At 56.9% G+C, this 19,479-nt stretch carries 19 protein-coding genes; 10 read left to right on the top strand and 9 right to left on the bottom strand.

Going from position 1 to position 19,479, the window contains the following annotated elements; genetic code table 11:
• Positions 1–116: 116 nt before the first annotated feature.
• On the top strand, positions 117–3,140 hold the full coding sequence (gene ydiJ, locus ACYZTX_RS14375) for a D-2-hydroxyglutarate dehydrogenase YdiJ (RefSeq protein WP_462034606.1): 3,024 nt from the start codon (positions 117–119) through the stop codon (positions 3,138–3,140).
• Positions 3,141–3,317: 177 nt separating this feature from the next.
• On the opposite strand, the gene ACYZTX_RS14380 is transcribed toward ydiJ, so the two are convergent.
• From ACYZTX_RS14380 to ACYZTX_RS14390, 3 genes are all read right to left on the bottom strand, one after another.
• On the bottom strand, positions 3,318–3,800 hold the full coding sequence (locus ACYZTX_RS14380) for an HIT family protein (RefSeq protein ID WP_462034607.1): 483 nt from the start codon (positions 3,798–3,800) through the stop codon (positions 3,318–3,320).
• Entirely contained in the window at positions 3,769–4,131 is a 363-nt protein-coding gene (locus ACYZTX_RS14385) for an NAD(P)-binding domain-containing protein (RefSeq protein WP_462034608.1), read from the bottom strand. Before ACYZTX_RS14385 ends, ACYZTX_RS14380 begins: the two co-directional genes overlap by 32 nt.
• Positions 4,132–4,344: 213 nt before the next feature.
• A complete protein-coding gene (locus tag ACYZTX_RS14390; RefSeq protein ID WP_462034609.1) occupies positions 4,345–4,743 on the bottom strand; it encodes a hypothetical protein in 399 nt (132 codons plus the stop codon).
• Between the two features lie 272 nt (positions 4,744–5,015).
• Here ACYZTX_RS14390 and ACYZTX_RS14395 point away from each other — a divergent pair, with 272 nt between their 5' ends.
• Entirely contained in the window at positions 5,016–5,780 is a 765-nt protein-coding gene (locus ACYZTX_RS14395; protein WP_462034610.1) for a tetratricopeptide repeat protein, read from the top strand.
• 238 nt (positions 5,781–6,018) lie between these two features.
• On the opposite strand, the gene ACYZTX_RS14400 is transcribed toward ACYZTX_RS14395, so the two are convergent.
• A complete protein-coding gene (locus ACYZTX_RS14400; protein ID WP_462034611.1) occupies positions 6,019–6,351 on the bottom strand; it encodes a hypothetical protein in 333 nt (110 codons plus the stop codon).
• 283 nt (positions 6,352–6,634) lie between these two features.
• Between ACYZTX_RS14400 and ACYZTX_RS14405 the strand changes: the two genes are divergently transcribed.
• Positions 6,635–7,309 (top strand): DUF3313 domain-containing protein, encoded by a 675-nt coding sequence (locus ACYZTX_RS14405; RefSeq protein ID WP_462034612.1) that lies wholly within the window; start codon positions 6,635–6,637, stop codon positions 7,307–7,309.
• Here the strand turns inward: ACYZTX_RS14405 and ACYZTX_RS14410 are convergent.
• The 3 genes from ACYZTX_RS14410 to ACYZTX_RS14420 are packed head-to-tail and all read right to left on the bottom strand — an operon-like array spanning position 7,299 to position 11,009.
• Complete coding sequence (locus ACYZTX_RS14410) at positions 7,299–8,333, bottom strand: DUF2955 domain-containing protein (protein WP_462037041.1); 1,035 nt, start codon at positions 8,331–8,333, stop codon at positions 7,299–7,301. The genes ACYZTX_RS14405 and ACYZTX_RS14410 overlap by 11 nt on opposite strands.
• A 4-nt stretch (positions 8,334–8,337) precedes the next feature.
• Positions 8,338–9,477, bottom strand: a complete 1,140-nt coding sequence (locus ACYZTX_RS14415; protein ID WP_462034613.1) for an HlyD family secretion protein — start codon at positions 9,475–9,477, stop codon at positions 8,338–8,340.
• Positions 9,474–11,009 (bottom strand): efflux transporter outer membrane subunit, encoded by a 1,536-nt coding sequence (locus ACYZTX_RS14420; protein WP_462037042.1) that lies wholly within the window; start codon positions 11,007–11,009, stop codon positions 9,474–9,476. Before ACYZTX_RS14420 ends, ACYZTX_RS14415 begins: the two co-directional genes overlap by 4 nt.
• Positions 11,010–11,215: 206 nt before the next feature.
• Between ACYZTX_RS14420 and ACYZTX_RS14425 the strand changes: the two genes are divergently transcribed.
• Positions 11,216–11,740 (top strand): transporter suffix domain-containing protein, encoded by a 525-nt coding sequence (locus tag ACYZTX_RS14425; protein ID WP_462034614.1) that lies wholly within the window; start codon positions 11,216–11,218, stop codon positions 11,738–11,740.
• 146 nt (positions 11,741–11,886) lie between these two features.
• Here ACYZTX_RS14425 and ACYZTX_RS14430 read toward each other — a convergent pair whose 3' ends face one another.
• Positions 11,887–12,558 carry a DUF3313 domain-containing protein gene (locus tag ACYZTX_RS14430; protein WP_462034615.1) on the bottom strand — a complete coding sequence of 224 codons (672 nt, stop codon included), beginning with the start codon at positions 12,556–12,558 and terminating at the stop codon, positions 11,887–11,889.
• Positions 12,559–12,813: 255 nt separating this feature from the next.
• On the opposite strand from ACYZTX_RS14430, the gene ACYZTX_RS14435 reads away from it, so the two are divergent.
• From ACYZTX_RS14435 to ACYZTX_RS14450, 4 genes are read left to right on the top strand one after another with little or no spacing between them, the layout of a single operon-like run.
• Positions 12,814–13,410 carry a paraquat-inducible protein A gene (locus ACYZTX_RS14435; protein ID WP_462034616.1) on the top strand — a complete coding sequence of 199 codons (597 nt, stop codon included), beginning with the start codon at positions 12,814–12,816 and terminating at the stop codon, positions 13,408–13,410.
• Positions 13,407–14,051 carry a paraquat-inducible protein A gene (locus ACYZTX_RS14440; RefSeq protein ID WP_462034617.1) on the top strand — a complete coding sequence of 215 codons (645 nt, stop codon included), beginning with the start codon at positions 13,407–13,409 and terminating at the stop codon, positions 14,049–14,051. The genes ACYZTX_RS14435 and ACYZTX_RS14440 overlap by 4 nt, the downstream gene beginning before the upstream one ends.
• Entirely contained in the window at positions 14,032–15,687 is a 1,656-nt protein-coding gene (locus ACYZTX_RS14445; RefSeq protein ID WP_462034618.1) for a PqiB family protein, read from the top strand. Before ACYZTX_RS14440 ends, ACYZTX_RS14445 begins: the two co-directional genes overlap by 20 nt.
• Positions 15,688–15,705: 18 nt before the next feature.
• Positions 15,706–16,263, top strand: coding sequence for a PqiC family protein (locus ACYZTX_RS14450; protein ID WP_462034619.1), 558 nt, complete (start codon positions 15,706–15,708; stop codon positions 16,261–16,263).
• A gap of 392 nt (positions 16,264–16,655) precedes the next feature.
• Here the strand turns inward: ACYZTX_RS14450 and ACYZTX_RS14455 are convergent, their stop codons facing one another.
• Positions 16,656–17,549 (bottom strand): LysR family transcriptional regulator, encoded by an 894-nt coding sequence (locus ACYZTX_RS14455; protein WP_462034620.1) that lies wholly within the window; start codon positions 17,547–17,549, stop codon positions 16,656–16,658.
• Positions 17,550–17,676: 127 nt separating this feature from the next.
• Here ACYZTX_RS14455 and ACYZTX_RS14460 point away from each other — a divergent pair, with 127 nt between their 5' ends.
• Both ACYZTX_RS14460 and ACYZTX_RS14465 read left to right on the top strand, forming a co-directional pair.
• Positions 17,677–18,873, top strand: coding sequence for an MFS transporter (locus ACYZTX_RS14460; RefSeq protein WP_462034621.1), 1,197 nt, complete (start codon positions 17,677–17,679; stop codon positions 18,871–18,873).
• 33 nt (positions 18,874–18,906) lie between these two features.
• Positions 18,907–19,458 (top strand): cyclophilin-like fold protein, encoded by a 552-nt coding sequence (locus ACYZTX_RS14465; protein WP_462037043.1) that lies wholly within the window; start codon positions 18,907–18,909, stop codon positions 19,456–19,458.
• Positions 19,459–19,479: the final 21 nt, after the last annotated feature.

Consider the following 19,479-nt stretch of genomic DNA (forward strand, 5'->3'; position numbering starts at 1 on the left):
GCGCCAGAGCCTGCAGGATCATTGGCGAAACGACGACCTGAGGCTGACCCATTAATGCTCAGGCGACAAGTGTTTTGATTTTTTCCGTGATTAGACCGACAAGAGAACAGGCTGCGATGATCGCTCAGTTGCCCACCGTTGCACTCGCGGCACAGTACCCGGAATTTCTTCAAGCCCTGCGCGCCAGCGGCTTCCGCGGTCAGCTCAGCGCCGACTACGCCACCCGCACCGTGCTGGCGACCGACAACTCGATTTACCAGCGCCTGCCGCAAGCGGCGGTGTTCCCCCTGGACGCGGACGACATCGCGCGCATCGCGACCTTGATGGCCAAACCCCGCTTTCGCCAGATCAAGCTGACCCCGCGGGGCGGCGGCACCGGCACCAACGGCCAGTCATTGACCGATGGCATCGTGGTCGATCTGTCGCGGCACATGAACACCATCCTCGAAATCAACGTCGCGGAGCGTTGGGTGCGGGTGCAGGCGGGCGTGGTCAAGGACCAGCTCAATGCCGCGCTCAAACCCCATGGACTGTTCTTCGCCCCGGAGCTGTCGACGTCCAACCGCGCCACCGTCGGCGGCATGATCAACACCGACGCCAGCGGGCAGGGCAGCTGCACCTATGGCAAGACCCGCGATCACGTACTGGAGCTGCACAGCGTGCTGCTCGGCGGTGAGCGCCTGCACAGCCATCCGCTGTCCGACGCGCAGCTGGAAGTGGCGTGCACGCAACCCGGCCGCATCGGCGAGGTGTACCGGACAGCGCGACACATCCAGGAAACCCAGGCCGGCCTGATCGAGTCGGTGTTCCCCAAACTCAACCGCTGCTTGACCGGTTACGACCTGGCGCACCTGCGCGACGAGTACGGGCGTTTCAACCTCAATAGCGTGCTGTGCGGTGCGGAAGGTTCGCTGGGCTACATCGTCGAAGCCAAACTCAACGTGCTTCCGATTCCCAAGTATTCCGTGTTGGTGAACGTGCGCTACAGCAGCTTCATGGATGCGCTGCGCGACGCCAACGCGTTACTGGTGCACAAGCCGTTGTCCATCGAAACCGTGGACTCCAAGGTGTTGATGCTGGCGATGAAAGACATTGTCTGGCACAGCGTCGCCGAGTATTTCCCGACGGACGCCGAGCGCTCGACGCTGGGCATCAATCTGGTGGAGTTCAGCGCAGAAGACCTGGCGGACGTGAACGCTCGCGTGGCGTCATTCGTGGAGCATCTGCAGGCCGATACGACGATCGAGCGACTGGGCCATACCCTGGCCGAAGGGGCCGAAGCTGTGACACGCGTATACACCATGCGCAAACGCTCGGTCGGGCTGCTGGGCAACGTCGAAGGCGAGATTCGCCCGCAGCCATTCGTCGAAGACACCGCCGTGCCGCCGGAGAAACTGGCCGACTACATCGCCGAGTTTCGTGCGTTGCTGGACAGCTATAACTTGGCGTATGGCATGTTCGGTCACGTCGATGCCGGTGTGTTGCATGTACGTCCGGCGCTGGATATGAAAGATCCGGCCCAGGCCGCTCTGGTCAAGCCGATTTCCGATGCCGTGGCCGAGCTGACCAGGCGGTATGGTGGTCTGCTGTGGGGCGAGCATGGGAAGGGTTTGCGTTCGGAATATGTCCCCGAGTTTTTTGGCGAGCTGTACCCGGCGCTGCAATTGCTCAAGGGTGCGTTCGACCCGCACAATCAGCTCAACCCCGGCAAGATCTGCACCCCGCCGGATGCCGACCAGGGCTTGCTCAAGGTCAACGAAGTCACGCTACGCGGTGATCTGGATCGGCAAATCGATGAGCGAGTCTGGCAAAGCTTCGGCACCGCCGTGCATTGCAATGGTAACGGCGCTTGTTACAACTACGATCCCAACGATGCGATGTGCCCGTCGTGGAAAGCCACCCGTGAACGCCAGCATTCGCCGAAGGGCAGGGCGTCGTTGATCCGCGAGTGGTTGCGTTTGCAAGGCGCGGCCAATATCGATGTATTGCAAGCGGCCCGAGGCAAGTTGTCGTGGTTGAGCGGGTTGCCGACGAGGTTGCGCAATAACCTGGCGCGCTCGCGCGGCGAGGCGGACTTCTCCCATGAAGTCTACGACGCGATGGCGGGGTGCCTGGCCTGTAAATCCTGTGCGGGGCAATGCCCGGTCAAGGTCAACGTGCCGGAATTCCGTTCGCGATTTCTGGAGCTGTACCACGGTCGTTATCAACGTCCGCTGCGCGACTATTTAATCGGCTCGCTTGAGTTCACCATTCCTTACATGGCCTACGCGCCAGGTTTGTACAACGCGGTGATGGGCTCGAAATGGATGAGCCGTCTGCTTGAGCGACAGGTCGGCATGCTCGACAGTCCGTTGATCAATCGTCATGACTTTCAGGCCACGCTGACCCGCTGCAACGTCGCTGTCGCCAGCGTCCCAGCCCTGCGCGAACTCACCGTCGCACAACGCGTGCGTAGCGTGGTGTTGGTGCAGGACGCCTTCACCCGTTACTTCGAAACACCGTTGCTGGCGAGCTTTATACAGTTGGCGCATCAGTTGGGCTATCGGGTGTTTCTGGCGCCCTATAGCGCCAACGGCAAGCCTTTGCATGTACAGGGGTTTCTCGGGGCGTTTGCCAAGGCGGCGATCCGCAACGCCCGTCAACTCAGTGCGCTCGCCGACTTTGGAGTGCCGCTGGTGGGGCTGGATCCGGCGATGACGCTGGTCTACCGCCAGGAATATCAGAAAGTACCGGGGCTGAATGATTGCCCGAAGGTCTTGCTGCCTCAGGAGTGGCTCTGCGATGTGTTACCGGAAAACCCGCATCCCGCGACAGAGACATTCCGTTTGTTGGCGCACTGCACCGAGAAAACCAATGTCCCGGCCAGCACTTCGCAATGGGAAGCCGTTTTTGCCCGGCTCGGGCTCAAGTTGACGACTGAGGCGACCGGCTGCTGCGGCATGTCCGGAACCTTCGGCCATGAAGCACGTAACCAAGGCAACTCACGGACCATTTTTGAGCAGTCTTGGTCCGGCAAGCTGAAACAAAAGAGCGAGGCGCTGGCAACGGGATACTCCTGTCGCAGTCAGGTGAAGCGCTTTGCCAACATGCAATTGCGCCATCCATTGGAGGTTGTGCTAGAGCATACGCTCGCGAAGTGAAAGGGGAGCGGTCGTTTGAATCATCGCTGTCGCTCGTTCCTTTCATTTTTTCTGGCTGTCGGTGTAATAGATCCGAGGTCTCTGCTTCATCTGCAACACTCCTTCTGCTTACACAGAATATAGCTGTGTTGCATCGACCGGATGAATCCACAACCCAAAGCGGACAGACTCGTCGTCCTATTTGAATGATCCGCGAAAATCATTAATGACTTGGTTGATGGAAGGTCCTTGGTTGGCTGGTGGCTCCGGTCTCTCCCCAAATTCGCGCCAGATGAACAGTGTCAGTTCTGCTCCGTCAGTCAGTGATTGAGCGTTTTCAGCTGTAGTGAAGGTCTCCAAGAGTCTGTATCTCGCATCCTTCCAGAACAGTTCTTCGACCCAGTGATACACAGGGATGAAATGGAAATGAATGGGATAACCAGGAACATGGCCGAATCGACTGATGTAGATCCACTTCGGCTTTAGTCGCGATTCAATGGCTTTCTGAACTGCTGCGAGCAGGCCACCCAACTCTGCCAGGGCACAGTCCGGAAGATCGGCCAGCGAGTTGGCGTGAGTCCGCGAACCCAGCATCAAATAACCAGGGAGCGCGGATGACATGTGATGATTGAGTATCCAATGATCGGTTTCATGAATGATGAATCGTGGTGCAATGTCCATGTGCGTTGGTGTCCTTCGTCGATCGGTCACACAGAATATCAAGGCGCCTGGTTTTTCTTCCAGAAGACAGGCTGCTAACGACCCAGATAGGCAGAACTAAAAACCGCGAGCCCGCCTGAGCGTTGGGGCCGGCGGTCTCGACCAGGTCCGTCAGCTCCTCGGGGGGGGGGCGTGACGAAAACATCACCGAGTGCCCAGCCTTTACCCATAGCGTACCCAGCGTACCGCCGACCTTACCGGCGCCGATCACACTGATCTTAAGGGTGTCCGCCATCGCCTGGCTGGCGCACAGGACCAGGCTGGCGAACATCAAAAAGAGGACTCTGGGCATGCGCTGTGCTCCTGCGTTGGAAAGCAGTCATGTATTCACCGTAGTAGAGCCTGCACATAAACGAAAGGTGTACGGGGGCCGCGGGCCAGTGTTGAGCTAGCAAGTTACCCCGACAGACCGCTATCGGCTGTGGATTCAACCGGTCGATGCAACGCAACTAAATTTTGTGTAAGCAGAAGGCGTGTTGCAGGCGGATTGTTCCGTGGCTTCGCACTAGCGACGATAGTAACGGTGATCGTCCTCGTAACGGTGCCGCATGGCCCGATCCTGGTGGCGCTCCCAATCACGATGGCGCTCAGCTTCTCGGCGGGCTTGCTCTCTACGCCACTGATCTCTGCGCCAGTCGTCTCGGCGCCAATCGTCTCTACGATTGTGCCAACGGCCGTCATGCCAGTATCGGTCGTCATGGGCTAGGAACGGCCCTGGCTGCTTGACGGCCATGCTGGCCAAGGTCGGCCAGGGGCGGCCGGCGGCCTGGACAGGAACCTGAACGGCTGTGACTTCAGTTGTGAAAACAGGGGTTGAGGTCTTCATCTGTTTGGCTGATGCCGAGCCCACTGCCGCGAACGCGAATAGGCCGAAGAGCACCATCCGTGGGACATGGAATTTCATGTGCGAAGACAACCTCTGATTGACAATTGGACGTGTGGCCATCTGGCGGCGGGAAGCCTGCGGGGGGGCGTGCTTACCGAGCGGATGTGCCTATCCACATAGACCGATAAATAGGGAAAAGTTCTAGGGAACCGTTGCTTGAATAGTCAACGGTCTCACAAGGAACTTCAGGGTATTGGCCAGGTCAATAGCGGCCCTGTATCGGTAATGCCGAGCAGCGCTGTGTCTGTTTTACGGCAGTGCCGTCCGAGTTCAGTCGAGTCCGCCCCCTGATGCCAACCAAGAATTTTCTGCCGGGCCTTATCCTGGTATTCTGCGTCGTCGCGTCGTTTTGTTCTGTCGCTGCAGAGCGAAGAGCGCCCGCGCAAAGCAACAGCGCATCAACCACCCTGATCGAAACAGCCTCGCGGCAGTATGAAAATGGCCAACTGGACCAGGCCGCCGCCACGCTGGAGCGTGCCCTGCATATCCAGCCGAACAATCCCGCGACACTGCATTACCTTGGTGTGTTGCGTCTTCAGCAGGGGCAGTACCAGCAGGCTGAAACCTTGGCGGCGCGCTCGAACATGCGGGTCGGTCGCAACGTCGAGTTGCGTAACCGCAACTTCCAATTGATCCAGGCGGCGCAGCAGGCCCAATCTTCGGGTACCCCACCCAATGCCAAAGAGGATCTGGTCGCAGTTCAGAAGGGGCTGGAAGAGGAGACCCAAAGGCGCCACGAAGCGGAAATGGCGGTTGTTGAGCAATCCACTCCGGACACTGGGCGCGACGCTGGAAACTTCGCTAGCGCAGAGGCAGATCGGGTTTCAGATGCACCAACGGCTGGCAGAGTCGGGCCCGAAGGAAAATTGCAAATGGCTAATGTCGAGCGAGAGCGGGCGTACGCTGAGGTTGAGATTCCCCGCGGCCATATGCCACCTCCGGGCAAATGCCGAATTTGGTTTCCTGATCGTCCGCCGGGGCATCAGCCTGCACCCGGCAAATGCAAGAAGCTGCGATATCGGGTTCCCTCAGGGGCCTACCTGGTGCGCGGCTGAGTTTCCGAGTGTCCGTTTTTGGCCGATTTCTGCCTTTCGCGACCCACAGTTATGTGGCTTGGGGCTGGCGACCAGTTAAACACTGAGAGTTGGATGGAGTGATGGTGTTAAATCCAGTCAGGAATACGACTACCGCCCCCTAATGTTTGAGGCTTCAATCGACACGAACCTGTTGGGTGAGCCGCGGTAACCGAATGCGGTTTAATGCCAGGCGGGCGAGCTAAGTGAGAGTACCCACTTACATCGACTTGACCGAGACCACTTCCACAAACCTGAATTTTTTTCTGGCTGTTTTAGTAGCTTCTTGTTCTGCAACTAGGGAGCTCAGCGTATCGACCTCATGTACCATCTCGTGCATCTCGCCTTCAAATTCATTTCCCACACGGAGCGTGACTCTCAACCTAGGTGTGAAGCCTTTTGAGACTGTCTTTTTCTTCGCGGCCTTCACCGGTTGCACGATCACAACATCCGGGACTGTGTCCTGCACGTCTGAGTTAATTGCCGGCGCAGAGGGCTCAGAATCACCGAATAGCGCCCGGCGCATCTCATCTTCCATCAATTCTGTATTCATACCGTTTCTCAGAAGGGTGTTATCTATAACCTGATCAATTCTATCAGGATGGCCGGACTCTGTTGTAAAGCGTCGCTGGGGTGAGACCTCAAGTGGTAAAGTGCCAGCAGATACCGGCGAGCGTCAGCGTCTGCCCATCTGCCGCCTATCATGGCGGGCAGCTGTCGGCCAGAGTGTGTAAAAAAGTTATGCTGTACAGCGGTCAATTTGTCGCTCCTACCAAGGATGGACATTTGTTCACCTATTTAATGGGTCGATGCTCTTTATTAACAAAGGATTCATCATGGATAAATCACGCTATTGGCTTTCAGGTGCCGTACTGAGCGCAATTTTGCTCAGCGGCTGCGTTTCCAAGGTCACTGAAGTAGACCAGTACTCTGGTTACCTAGATCGTTATGACGTTTTGCAGCCGTCGGTTTCTGCCACAGGCGCGCCGACACTTCGCTGGATTTCCCCGACTTTTAATCCGGCGGCATTTGATACAGTCGATTTCGACGGATTGGAATTGTTTCCTGCGCCCAGGGCAACCGATCGCGTCAATATGCAGACATTCGTGCAACTTCAGCAGACTGCCAACCAGGCTGTCGTTACAGCACTGTCCAAGCGATACCGGGTATCCAATACCCTGCAGCCCTTGCCTCCCAATGCGCATCCTTTGGTCATGAAAGCTGCGATTACCGGTGTCAATGCCTCGAACGAAGGCATGAAGTGGTATGAAATCATCCCTGTAGCAGCAGTTGTGGGAGGAGTCGGTGCCGTCACCGGACATCGCGATCAAAACACCGAGTTGTATATTGAGGCCGTGTTGCTTGATCCAGCCACGAATGAGCCGGTAGCAAGAGCCGTGCGCAAGGTGTTTGGGAAAAAACTGGAAAACGCTTCAACGCAGATTAGGACTGAGGACTTTACCCAGGCAATCAATGGATTGGGCGCTGATCTGAGTGCGTTCATTCGTTAGTCGTCGGTAAAATCTGCGACTCACGCCGCTGATCGAGTAAATGAACCATCAGGCAGGCGTAAAGCGTCACGACGATAAACAGGCCCATACGCACGGCGAAGGCCGTGTAAACGTCCTTGCCTGCTGCGCTGTCCTGTACCGACTGACCCAACAGGATAATCAGTGTGATCAGGGTGTTGAGCCAAAACCCCGGGGTAAACCGGGTCGGGCTCAGGGCATACAGCTTGCGCGCCAGCGCCAGGCCGAACAGCAGCATCCACAGAAAGAACATCCACAGATGCACAAACAGGCTGAGGGCGCTCCAGAACAGGATCGCCAACAGGCCTGCGAGCAAGGTTGAGCCGAGCAGTTCGCGACCGGCGATACGGGCGTTTGTCGTGGAGCTTTGCTGACCCAGGCCGACGGCCTTCAGGATGATGGGCAGATAACCGGCCGGGTCGATCAGCGCCAGCAGAAATGCCGGTAACACGATCAGGGTTGCACGCAGCGCAATCCGACTGACTTCTTCTGCCGGCAGGGGTGGGGCAGGCGGCGGTGAAGGGGCATTGGGTGGATCCGGGAATAATCCATGACTGAACGCCACGACGACAACGGCGAGCAGCAAACCCTTGACCAGTGCGCCGATAACCATCGCCGCCAGATCGAATTCGGCGATACCGGCCGAGGAAATCATGGTCAGGCCAATCACCAGGAAGGTCATGATCAAGGTGTTGCCGCCGCGCAGGCCAAAGCGGAAGGCCAGGAACAGACCGACGCTGATCAATAGCACGCCGCTAATGGGGTAATAACGCAGGACCGGGATCAATAGCAGGCCGATGCCGGTGGTCAACATGGCGGCCAGTGCGAGCACCAGCCCGGCCTTGAACGGCAACGGGCGATTGACCGAGGCCAGCAACAGCAGGCAAAGCACCGGCGCCATAAAAGGAATCGGCAAGCCCAGGCCGAAACTGGCGGTGAGGCTCAACGCCGTGCCGGTGGCCAGGCGCAGTGCGCGTTGATCCCGCGGCGTGCGCCGAGTAGACATACCCTTAATAGGCATAGCTCAACCAGCTCATGAACCCCACAAACACGCGGCCGAGTGGGTTCAGCGGATTGCCCTCGGTAGGGAAGGCCATGACTTCGGCCTGCCCACCGGCGCGTATGGCGCCGCTGTCACGCAGGGTGTTTCTCGAATCCTCGGAAAACTCGATAATCACCGGAAAACGCTGGGCCGGACGCAACCAATCGCGACTGTTCTGCACACTGGGCAAGGTGCCAGGCGCGGGTGTCTGGCCCACGCTGACGCCGTAGCCGACGCTGCGCACGCGCCCCTCGAAAACCTCGCCCGGCAACGCATCCAGGACGATCGAGACTGGAGTATCGAGCTTGACCAGGCCAAGGTTGTTTTCGGTCATGTCTGCGGTGATCCACACATCATGGATGGTGATCAACGTCATGACCGGGCTGCCTGCAGCGGCGAACTGCCCGGCGTCGGTGCGCAGATCGGTAATCAGCCCCGCCGAACGTGCGCGTACCTGCGTGTTGGACAAGTCCAGTTCGGCTTTTGACAGCGCCGTGGCGGCACTCCGTAGTTGGGCGTTGTCATCCTCGCTGCCACCTTCCTGCTCGCGTGCACGCTGGACTTCGGCGCGGGCAGCCGCCACCTGACTCACAGCCTGTTCGCGATTGGCGCGAGACACTTCGAGCAGGCGAACGGAGATGGTTCCGGGGTCTTCGCGATACAAACCTTCCAGACGCTGATTGTCCTGCGTCGCCTTGAGCTCGTTGGCCTGGGCGGCGCGTAAATTGGCTTGCGCCGAAGCGATTCCGGCGGTGCTTGCACCGATCTGTCTGCGTGTCGATTCAAGGTCTGCCCGCGCACGTTCGACGGCAATCTGATACGGCTGCGGGTCCACCTCGAAGAGGACATCACCCGCCTTGACGTCCTGGTTGTTGCGCACATTGACACGGGTGACTCGCCCAGCCACTTCCGAGGCCACGGGTATGACAAAGGCGCCCACCCGAGCCTGCTGGGAATAGGGGGTGAAACGATCGGCCAACAGGTACCAGGTCAGACTCAGGAGGATAAGTAGCAACACCCACTTGATGCCTTTTTTCGCCGGGTCGGCAGCCGGTGCTGGCGCCTGGGTGACCGGTGTCTCGGGCGTGGGCTTGGCGGCTTCACTCATTGGTCTTTTACCTTGTAAGACATTGGAATGGCAGGCTGTGCGGGGGCGGGCTCTTTCAGCAGATCGCCCCAGTCGGTGCGTTTTTCCATCTGTTGGCGGGTGGTCGGATCAACTTTCGGCTGGGCGCTGTACCAACCACCGCCCACGGCTTTGTACAAGGCAATGACATTACTCACGGCATTGCTGCGGGCGACCAGATAATTGTCCTGTTGTTCGAGCAAGGCACGCTGCGCATCCAGTACCCGCTGGAAATCCGAATAGCCTTCCCGGTACTGCGCGCTGGCCAACACCAGCGAGCGTTTGGCGGCCACTTCGGCCTCTTGCAGGATGCGTTCTCGTTCGAGTGATTTGATCAGGCCGTTCGCGGCATCGTCAGCCTCGCGTGCAGCCTGTCGCACATTGTCGCGGTAGGCCTCGATCAGTTGCTGCAAACGTGCATCCTGCACGCGCACGTTGTTGCTGATCTGGCCATGATCGAACACATTCCAGCGCAAGCTGGGTCCGCCGATCAAATCCAGAGTCCTGGAAGTACCGTTGAGTGTGTCGGCCGACCAGACGATGCTGCCCAGCAAGGTCAGCGATGGATAGAAATCGCTTTCGGCTACGCCGATCAGCGCCGACTGAGCCGCGACATTCAGCTCGGCGGCGCGCACGTCGGGCCGACGTAGCAGCAGACTGGCCGGCACGTCTTGCAGCACGGCGCGGTCCACCAGCGGGATCAGCCCTTCATTTTCGCGCAACTGCGGCAGTCCGCCGGGAGGCTGGCCGATCAACACGGCCAAGGCATTGCGGGTGCGCTGGATCTGATCTTCAAGGTTGGGGATGGTGCTCAGCGTGCCCAGGTACTGGGTTCGGGCTTGTTGCAGGTCGAGCTCGGCAGTTTGGCCACTGTTGAAGAGCTTTTCGGTGATCTCGAAGTTGCGCTTTTGCTGTTTGGCGTTTTCCCGAGCGACGCGTAAACGGGCTTCGGTGGTGCGCAGCGAAAAATAGGTATCGGCCACTTGCGCGCGCAGCAGGACGAGCACGTCTTCATAGTTGGCCTGGGCGGCGAAGTAACTGGCATCGGACGACTCGATGGCGCGACTGAAGCGGCCCCAGAAGTCCAGCTCCCACCCCACATCGAACCCCGCACTGTGTTGCCAGAAATGGCTGTCTTGCGGATTGGTCCCGCCGGATTGCCTGCGGTTAAAGTAAAGACTGTCGACACTGGCTTGCTGCAGTTGCGGGTAAAGACCGCTTTGAGCAATGCCGAGTTGGGCACGGGCTTCCATGACGCGCAGGCCGGCGATTTTGAGGCTGGAGTTGCGGGCGTCCGACTCGGCTATCAAATGATCGAGGACCGGATCGGCGAAGACTTGCCACCACTGACGAATGTCTGGGTTCAAACTGCGCTGGCTGGATTGCTCGAGGGCGGGTGTGTTCCAGTGTTCGACCCATGCTTCTCCAGGCGCCTGGAAATTCGGTCCAAGCTGTACGCAGCCGCTGAGGCCTAGAGCCCCCATCAAGAGAAATTGGCTTGGGCGTATCAACATGGCTGCACGTGAAAGCATTGGTTTTTTCCATAAAAAGTTCAGTGGTGCATAGCCGCCCATTTGGGGCGTGTAGTAATGTCCATCACCACGCGGAGTTGTCAATCTGCGCTATTGAAAAACGTAAACAGGCACTCTTTTTATCGTGCCCGATGCTACTCTTCGGCGCTGTAAAATCCGCTAAAAATGATAAATAAGGTAAAACATTAATGAATTCCACACCGATCACTGCGACGCCTCATTCTGCCGGCTGGCGTTTCAAATTGGGTATTGCGATTATTTGTTTAATGGCAGGTTCCTGGTTGATGGTGCCCATTCTTGCAGCGACCGGGGTACCAGGATCCAAGATCGCAGCATTCACGGGCATCTTGTTTATCAGTAACAAAATCCTGCTGATTCTAGTCATCGCCATCCTGGGCAAGTCAGGGTTCCAACAACTGAAACGCACTGCATTCGGTTACGTCTCCAACCTTGCACCAAAAGCCGATTTTGACGTAGGTCCTGTTCGTCACCGAGTGGGTATCGTCATGTTCTGTTTGCCATTGATTTCCGCATTTCTTGAACCCTACATCGATACCATTTGGCCTGGTCTTAGACCCAACCTTTGGCAGCTTCAAGCGCTTGGCGATGCCATGTTGATTGGCAGTTTCTTCGTACTAGGGGGTAATTTCTGGGAGAAGGTGCGCGCGTTATTTATTCGAACCGCTCGGGTTAGCAATACAGAAGCGATCTGATTTAGAAACAGGAATTTCTGTACTGGACTGCGTCCTCCTTACACATCCAGGCAACTCGTAAAAGTTGCCTGGATTCGCGAGAAGCGGAATCAGCTCACTAAAAACGTGCTGATTCAAGGAAAATTCGCCTCCCTCTTTTTACGGGATCAATTTCCTTTGAGCTTTACATAAGTCTGGTTCAAATCGCTCGCCCAGCCATCAAGCACCTTTTTCATATCAGTTGCTTTCATGACTTGACTGGAATTTTCCAATGGCGCCCCCGCCCCCTTACGCACCACCTGCGCAACGATCTGATTCGACGCCCCGTCAAGGAATACAGCCTCAGTCGCAATATTGGTTTCTTGATCGCGGATGCCAGAGGCAGTGCTGACGGCAGCTGCTACCAAGGTAATCGGAAGCACTTCGTAAAATTGTAATCCTTGCGTTTTGCTACTAACTGCAGTAATGGCAGGCCGAACTATAAGCGTTTTCGGACCAGGCGATGTCGTCACAGGTAACGACTTCCCTAGTTCACGTTTGAGTGCCTGATCATAATAAGAAGTGATGCCCTGCAGAGTGCTTTGCGGTATTTTTTCGGTCGCTTTCGGCCTAGGGAAAAGTTGGCTCGGCTCAACATAAAAGCTGGTGAAACGATTCAGGTCGAGCTTGGGATCAATCCAACGCATAACCGGCACACCGGATGCAGATTGAGCTTCGGTTAGTCGACTGTAGTCCTTTAGAAAACCGGAATACTCATCAGGCTCACTCAACTTGCTCGCGCACCCCGTCATAGTTAGGGAAACAACACAGAGCGAACTCAACAAAAACGCGAATCTCATTCTTTGAATCTCCTTGACTGTCGCGAGGCAATGGCCGCTCAGTCAACCTGAAAAATGAAAAGCAAGCAGGTATTTCTCACTCCTGATTTTTAATGATCAGGCACTAGAGCGCCAAGGTGTATACCAAAATTTCTGGCGCCTGTGTTGAACCGACTCACAGGTTTAGTCATTTTTTCAATAAAATTTGCTCATTTCCCCAACATCTCTATATTGGCACACCTTCGGTATTCTTCGACTTCTTGACGAGTAAGATCCATGGCGAATCGTGACCAATTGGTCATCTGTGAGCACTGCGACTGCGTGTATGAAAAAGTTACGCTCGTCAACTATCAAACCTCTTATTGTTCACGTTGCGATGGCGTTCTTCAGCGCTTTAACGGTCTGTCGGTGGAACAGCGCCTGGCGCTGACTTTTACCGCGGCAGTGCTGTGGATTTTCGCCAACTTCTACCCGGTCATGAGCATCAGTCTGCAAGGTTTGAATAGTAGTGCAACGTTATGGGATTCGGTGCTGGCACTCAGCGTGGGACCCATCACCTTCATCGCGCTGGTGGCCGCAATTGCCATGATCATCGCCCCCATTTTTCAGCTGATGTTATTAGTGTGGGTCTTGAGTTTCGCCCTCGTGAAGCGACGTTCGCCGGCGTTCAAGTGGTGCATGCGCTGGCTGGAGGGCCTCAGGCCCTGGAGCATGCTGGAAGTCTGTCTGCTGGGGTCAATGGTGGCGGTGTTCAAACTCGCCGGTTTGCTTGATGTACTGCCCGGCATCGGCCTGTTTGCCCTGGCTGTGCTCAGCTTGATGATGATCCGAATCGCCGGGCGCGATATCCGCGAGCTGTGGGACATTTCATGAAGACACCACCGATCGCCAGCGAACTCGACCTGTGCCTGTGCCATAGCTGCGGCATGGCCTGCGACATAACGGACAACGCTCACGAATGCGAACGCTGTGGCGCGCCACTGCACCAGCGCAAAGCCAACTCGCTGACACGGACCTGGGCCTACCTTTTGGCCTCACTGGTGTTTTATATCCCGGCCAATCTGTTGCCGGTGATGAATACCACCATGCTCGGCTCCGGGTCCGACAGCACCATCATGAGCGGTGTGCTGGAGTTCTGGCAGCACGGCGCCTGGGACATCGCCCTCATTATCTTCATTGCCAGTATCGCAGTGCCAGGCGTCAAGTTCGTCGCCCTGACGATGCTGCTGGTTACCGTGCAACGCGGCAGCCTTTGGGCGCGCAAGGAACGGTCGAAGCTTTACCGTTTCGTCGAACTTATCGGCTACTGGTCGATGCTCGACGTGATTGTTGTCGCGCTGGTCGCAGCGCTAGTGAAATTCCAGGCCCTGGGCGATATCGAACCGCGCGCAGGCATTCTGTTTTTTGGTCTGGTGGTGATATTTACCATGCTGTCTGCCATGAGTTTCGACCCGCGTCTGATCTGGGATAACCCACAAAAAAAGGAGCAAACGAATGACGCTGCGAGTCACTGACAGGCCGCTAGTCCCGGGGCAAGCCCCAATCAAGACCCTCCGTTTCAGCGTTTCGCTGGTGTGGATCGTTCCAATCATCGCGGTGTTGGTGGGGATTTCGTTGGTGGTGCACAACCTCATGCAGGAAGGGCCGACCATTACCATTATGTTCAAGACCGGCAGTGGCCTGACCGCCAATAAGACCGAAGTCAAATACCGCAATGTGGTCATCGGCCATGTCTCGGAAGTAAAGCTGAGCGACGATCAAAAAAGCGTTAACGCCACGATCAAACTCGACAAACAGGCTGAAAGCTTCACCCGTGAAGATTCGCAATTCTGGGTCGTGCGGCCACGCATCGGTGCCGGCGGTGTCTCGGGCATCGATACCCTGCTGTCAGGCGATTACATTGGTGCCGACATCGGTCAGGCTGATGCCCGCTCCAAACATTTCACAGGCCTGGAAAACCCTCCGCCCATTACCTATGGCGAGCCGGGCAAGCGCTTCACACTGCGCACCCAAGACTTGGGCTCGCTGGACATCGGTTCTCCGGTTTACTACCGCAAGATTCCAGTCGGCCAAGTGGTGACCTACGCCTTGGATGCCGAGGGCAAATGGGTGAACATCGAAATTTTCGTGCATTCGCCCAACGACGCCTACGTCACTGAAAACACCCGGTTCTGGAACGCCAGTGGTATCGATGTAAGCGTCGGTGCCAATGGTTTTGCGGTGAAGACCGAATCCCTGTCTTCGTTGTTGGTGGGTGGCATCGCGTTTCGCGCGCCGGAATACAGTCCCAACGATTTGTCGGCCAGCGAAGATAAAGCCTTCGACCTGTTCGAAGATCAGCAAACCGCCCTCGCTCCGCCCAACGGTAAGGGGCAGTACTTGAGCCTGCGTTTCGATCAGGCATTGCGCGGGCTCAAGATCGATGCACCAGTGGAATTTCTCGGCGTGGAAATTGGCAAAGTCGTGTCGGTCAATCTGGATTTCGACGCAAAAAAACGCAGTTTTCCGCTCAATGTCGGCATCGTGATCTACCCACAACGCCTCGGCCAGGCCCACGGCAAAATGCTTAAGGTCTTGAAGCATGACCCCAAGGACGAAACCGCTGGCATAAGGCTGATGGGCACCTTCATCGAAAACGGCCTGCGGGCCCAGGCCCGTAGCGGCAATCTATTGACCGGCCAGCTTTACATCGCGCTCGACTTCTACCCCAAAGCAGCGAAAGTCGCTTTTGATCCAACTGCCCGTCCCGTCACTATTCCCACCATTCCTGGCAGCCTCGAGCAGTTGCAGGAAAAACTGGAGGGCATGGTCAACAAGATCAACCAGCTGCCAATCGAACGCATTGCCGGCAACCTCGACAGCAACCTCGTCGAACTGCGCAAAGGCCTGACACAATTCAATGCCAAGACCCTGCCCGGCGTGCAGACCACCCTGGCGGACGTCAGCAAGACCTTGCAATCGGCCAGTTCGACTCTCGCTGAAGACTCGCCGCAACGGGAGCAGTTGACCCAGACCATGGATGAACTCGGGCGCATGTCGCGCTCCTTGCGTGAACTCTCGGATTACCTGGGCCGGCATCCGGAGTCGCTGCTTCGTGGTCGTCCCGACAATGCCGCGCCAATAGATTTGAAGGCGCCACCGCGCAACTGACCACAGGAGCAACACCCCATGGCTTTTCCGCTGAAGATCACCGTGGTTACCGCGCTGTTACTGCTCACCGCTTGCCGCAGTGATCCGATTCAATTTCACACGCTGACCCCGGCACAACCGGCGACGGCGCAAAGCAACGGTGAGGAAATTTCGATCGAAGGCATCACGGTGCCGCCCCAGGTCGATCGCCCTCAGATCGTCATTCGTGAAGGCAACAGTGGCCTGGCGATCCTCGAAACCCAATGGTGGGCGGCGAGTCTGGTGGATGAGTTGCGCAGCGCCCTGGTCGATCAACTGGTCAATAGCAATCTGCAACGCAGAGTGTCGTTGCGCCTGGATGTGCAGCGCTTTGACTCCATTCCCGGTCAATACGCGTTGATCGACGTCAAATGGCGACTGCGCAAAACAGGTGAGAGTAATAACTCGCTGATGACTTGCCGAACGACCCTCCGCTCGTCATCCGGCCCCACCATCGATGACTTGGTGATAGCTCATCAAGACAATGTAAAACGCCTGGCCGCCCTAATCAGTGAGGCTTCCGGTAGGACATCTGGTGATTGCCCCGTCGTGCAGTAACAAATGTTTTAAGGCCAGCTAACAACTGACGGAATGATTCAAACGGGCGGTCAGATTCAAGTGATATCGCCGCGTCCGTTGCTGGCCGAATTCGGCCTGTCGCTGTTATCGGACCCATTGCGGAAAGTGGCTGACTCATAGCGTCCAGTCCCTCATTCGTAAGACCTGCCCAGCACACCTTGCATGCCAGCCAAGGAGGATCATGACCTGCTCACCGGAGAATGACGAACCAAAGGCGCTTATAAGCCAGGCGCTCAACCAGCATGAGGAACGGCCATAAATACTCCCACTCATGAACTATGTCTTCTCGGCCACCAGAAATGCTCCGACATCAACGAAGAAGGACGATCTATTCTGCTCTACTCAGGTACTGAGTCTGCAATTCTCCGCTTCTAGACTCCTTCGCGCAGCGCATTGGAAACAAGCGAAAATGCCGGAGAAGGTTGCCGTCGACTGGGGTAATACAAATAGTATCCAGCGAACGGGGGGCACCAGTCATCGAGTACTCGCATCAGCCTGCCTTCCTGAAGATAGGGTTCAAATTCCTCCTCGGGCAGGTAGGCAATTCCCAACCCCGACAATGCTGCATCCACTATGTGAACAGACGTATTGAAAGTGAGCTGTCCGGTTACGCGGACGTTCAACTGCTTACCGCGCCGCTCAAAGTCCCACACGTAAAGCCCGCCAGATGTCTGCATGCGCTGGTTGATACAGCTATGGTCCATCAAGTCGCGCGGATTTTTGGGAATGCCACGGGTGGCAAAGTACGTTGGCGCGGCAACGACAGCCATCCGTAACGGCAGTCCTATGGGTACTGCGATCATGTCTTTATCGATGGTGTCACCCAGACACACACCTGCGTCAAAACGATCAGCCACGATATCTCTGAAGCCATAATTGACGTCGAATTCGATTTCGATATCCGGGTATTCGTGTAGCAACGGTGTGAGCTTGGGCAGCAACGTTTTGCGCAGAACGTGATCGCCGCAGGTGATTCGTACTGTGCCCGCTGGCTTGTCGCGCAATTCCGTCAGTACATCCAATTCCGCTTCGATTTCATCGAAGCGATGACCGATGGCCTGCAACAGTCGCTCGCCAGCTACCGTAGGCGAGACGCTGCGCGTGGTCCGTGTCAGCAACCTGATCTGGAGGCGCGCTTCCAGGCCGCTGATGGCCTGACTCAGGGCAGATTGGCTGACACCCAGGATCGAGGCGGCGCGTGTGAAGCTGCCCTCGCGCGCCACGGTGACGAAGGACAGCAGATCGTTGAGGTTCCTTCTGACCATAATGCAACCGCCCTTGCAGTCTATTGATTAGCTCTACTTATAGCCTTATTAAGTATTCATTAGCTAGTCAGAGGAAAGTCCTTACCTCACCATTCCATTCATGAATTTGAATGAAGGTGAGGCCCCGATGGCCATTGTTTTCCCGATAGCTGAGGCAAATGAGCAACCCGCTTACTGGAGCGGGGTCTTTGCAATGACGCTTTGCGTTTTTGCGCTGATCGCGTCGGAGTTCATGCCCGTCAGCCTGCTGACACCGATAGCCGATGATCTTCATGTCACCGAAGGGCTGATAGGGCAAGGCATCGCGATCTCCGGGGCATTCGCGGTCTTGACGAGCTTGTCGATCTCGAGGCTGGCAGGAGCCCTCAACCGCAAGAGGCTGTTGTTGGCGCTGACCGGGTTGATGGCTCTATCCGGTGTTGTCGTCGGGATGGCGCCAAATTATCTGATGTACATGGTCGGCCGTGCGCTCATCGGCGTGGTCATCGGTGGTTTTTGGTCGATGTCCGCGGCAACGGCCATGCGCCTGGTGCCTGCCAACCAGTTGTCCAAGGCCTTGACCATCTTCAACGGCGGTAACGCGTTGGCGACTGTGATTGCCGCACCACTGGGCAGCTATCTGGGTTCGGTCATGGGTTGGCGCGGCGCCTTTTTCTGCCTGGTGCCGGTAGCGGCGATTGCCCTGATATGGCTATGGACCAGCCTGCCGACCATGAAGGCGGATGAGCGCACGCCGGGTTCCGGCAATGTCTTCAAACTGCTGAAGCACCGGTCCGTGGCGCTGGGCATGGCCGGTTGCGCCGCTTTCTTCATGGGGCAGTTCGCTCTGTTCACTTATCTGCGGCCGTTCCTCGAAACGGTGACGAAAGTTGACGTAACCACGCTGTCGCTGATCTTGCTCGTGATTGGCGGAGCAGGCTTCATCGGCACCCTGATTATCGGAACGTTCCTGAGGCGTGGGCTATTCCGGACACTCGTCACCATTCCCTTACTGATGGCCGGGATCGCCTTGACGCTGATCCCCTTCGGAACCTCGGTCTTTGCCGTTGCTGTGCTGCTCGGTTTCTGGGGGGGTGTGGCTACGGCCGCGCCTGTGGGCTGGTGGAGTTGGGTTGCGCAAGTCCTGCCAAGGAATGCTGAGGCTGGAGGCGGCCTGATGGTGGCGGTGATTCAGTTGGCCATCGCTTTGGGGTCTACCGTTGGAGGTCTGCTGTTCGATAGTCGCGGCTACCAGAGCACGTTCGTGGCGAGCGCCGCCGTGCTTCTGCTTGCGGCTTTCCTGACTGTTCTGGCATCACGCTCCAAGACGCCCCGGACCGCCTGAACTGCGAGAAGAGCAAGGAGACGCGTCATGACCATGAGCTACTTAAGCGCCCCCATTTGTGAAATGCGCACCTTCGCCTCGGCAATCGGGCACCGCCGAGTCTGGGGCCTGCGCTGGTTGGGATTGCTGTATGGAATGCTTTTACTCGGCGGTTACGAAACCCGCCAACATCCCGCATCTGGCTTACATGAAACAGCTGCGAAAGATGCCGCATCGGCGTCGTTGATCTCGGAGAAATCACACATGTGGATGAACGTCGGCGAGCATCGCTTCGCCATTACTTTGACCGACTCCGTTTCCGCTCGTGCATTTGTCGCGATGCTGCCGCTGACGTTGGAGATGAGCGATCTCAACAGTAATGAGAAATTCGCCAGTCTTCCTGAAGCGCTGCCTATCCAGGCGAGTGTCCCAGGAACGCTGCGCAATGGCGATCTCGTGTTGTATGGCACGGACACGCTGGTGGTCTTCTATCTGACCTTTAACTCGTCGTACTCGTACACGCGTATCGGTCGTGTGGACGACCCTGCCGGCCTGTCTCAGGCGCTAGGTCCGCGTGATGTGCGGGTTGTGTTTTCCAAAGACTAATTTCTGCGTATGAACAGGGTT

It is taken from the genome of Pseudomonas sp. MDT1-17 (assembly GCF_054898105.1).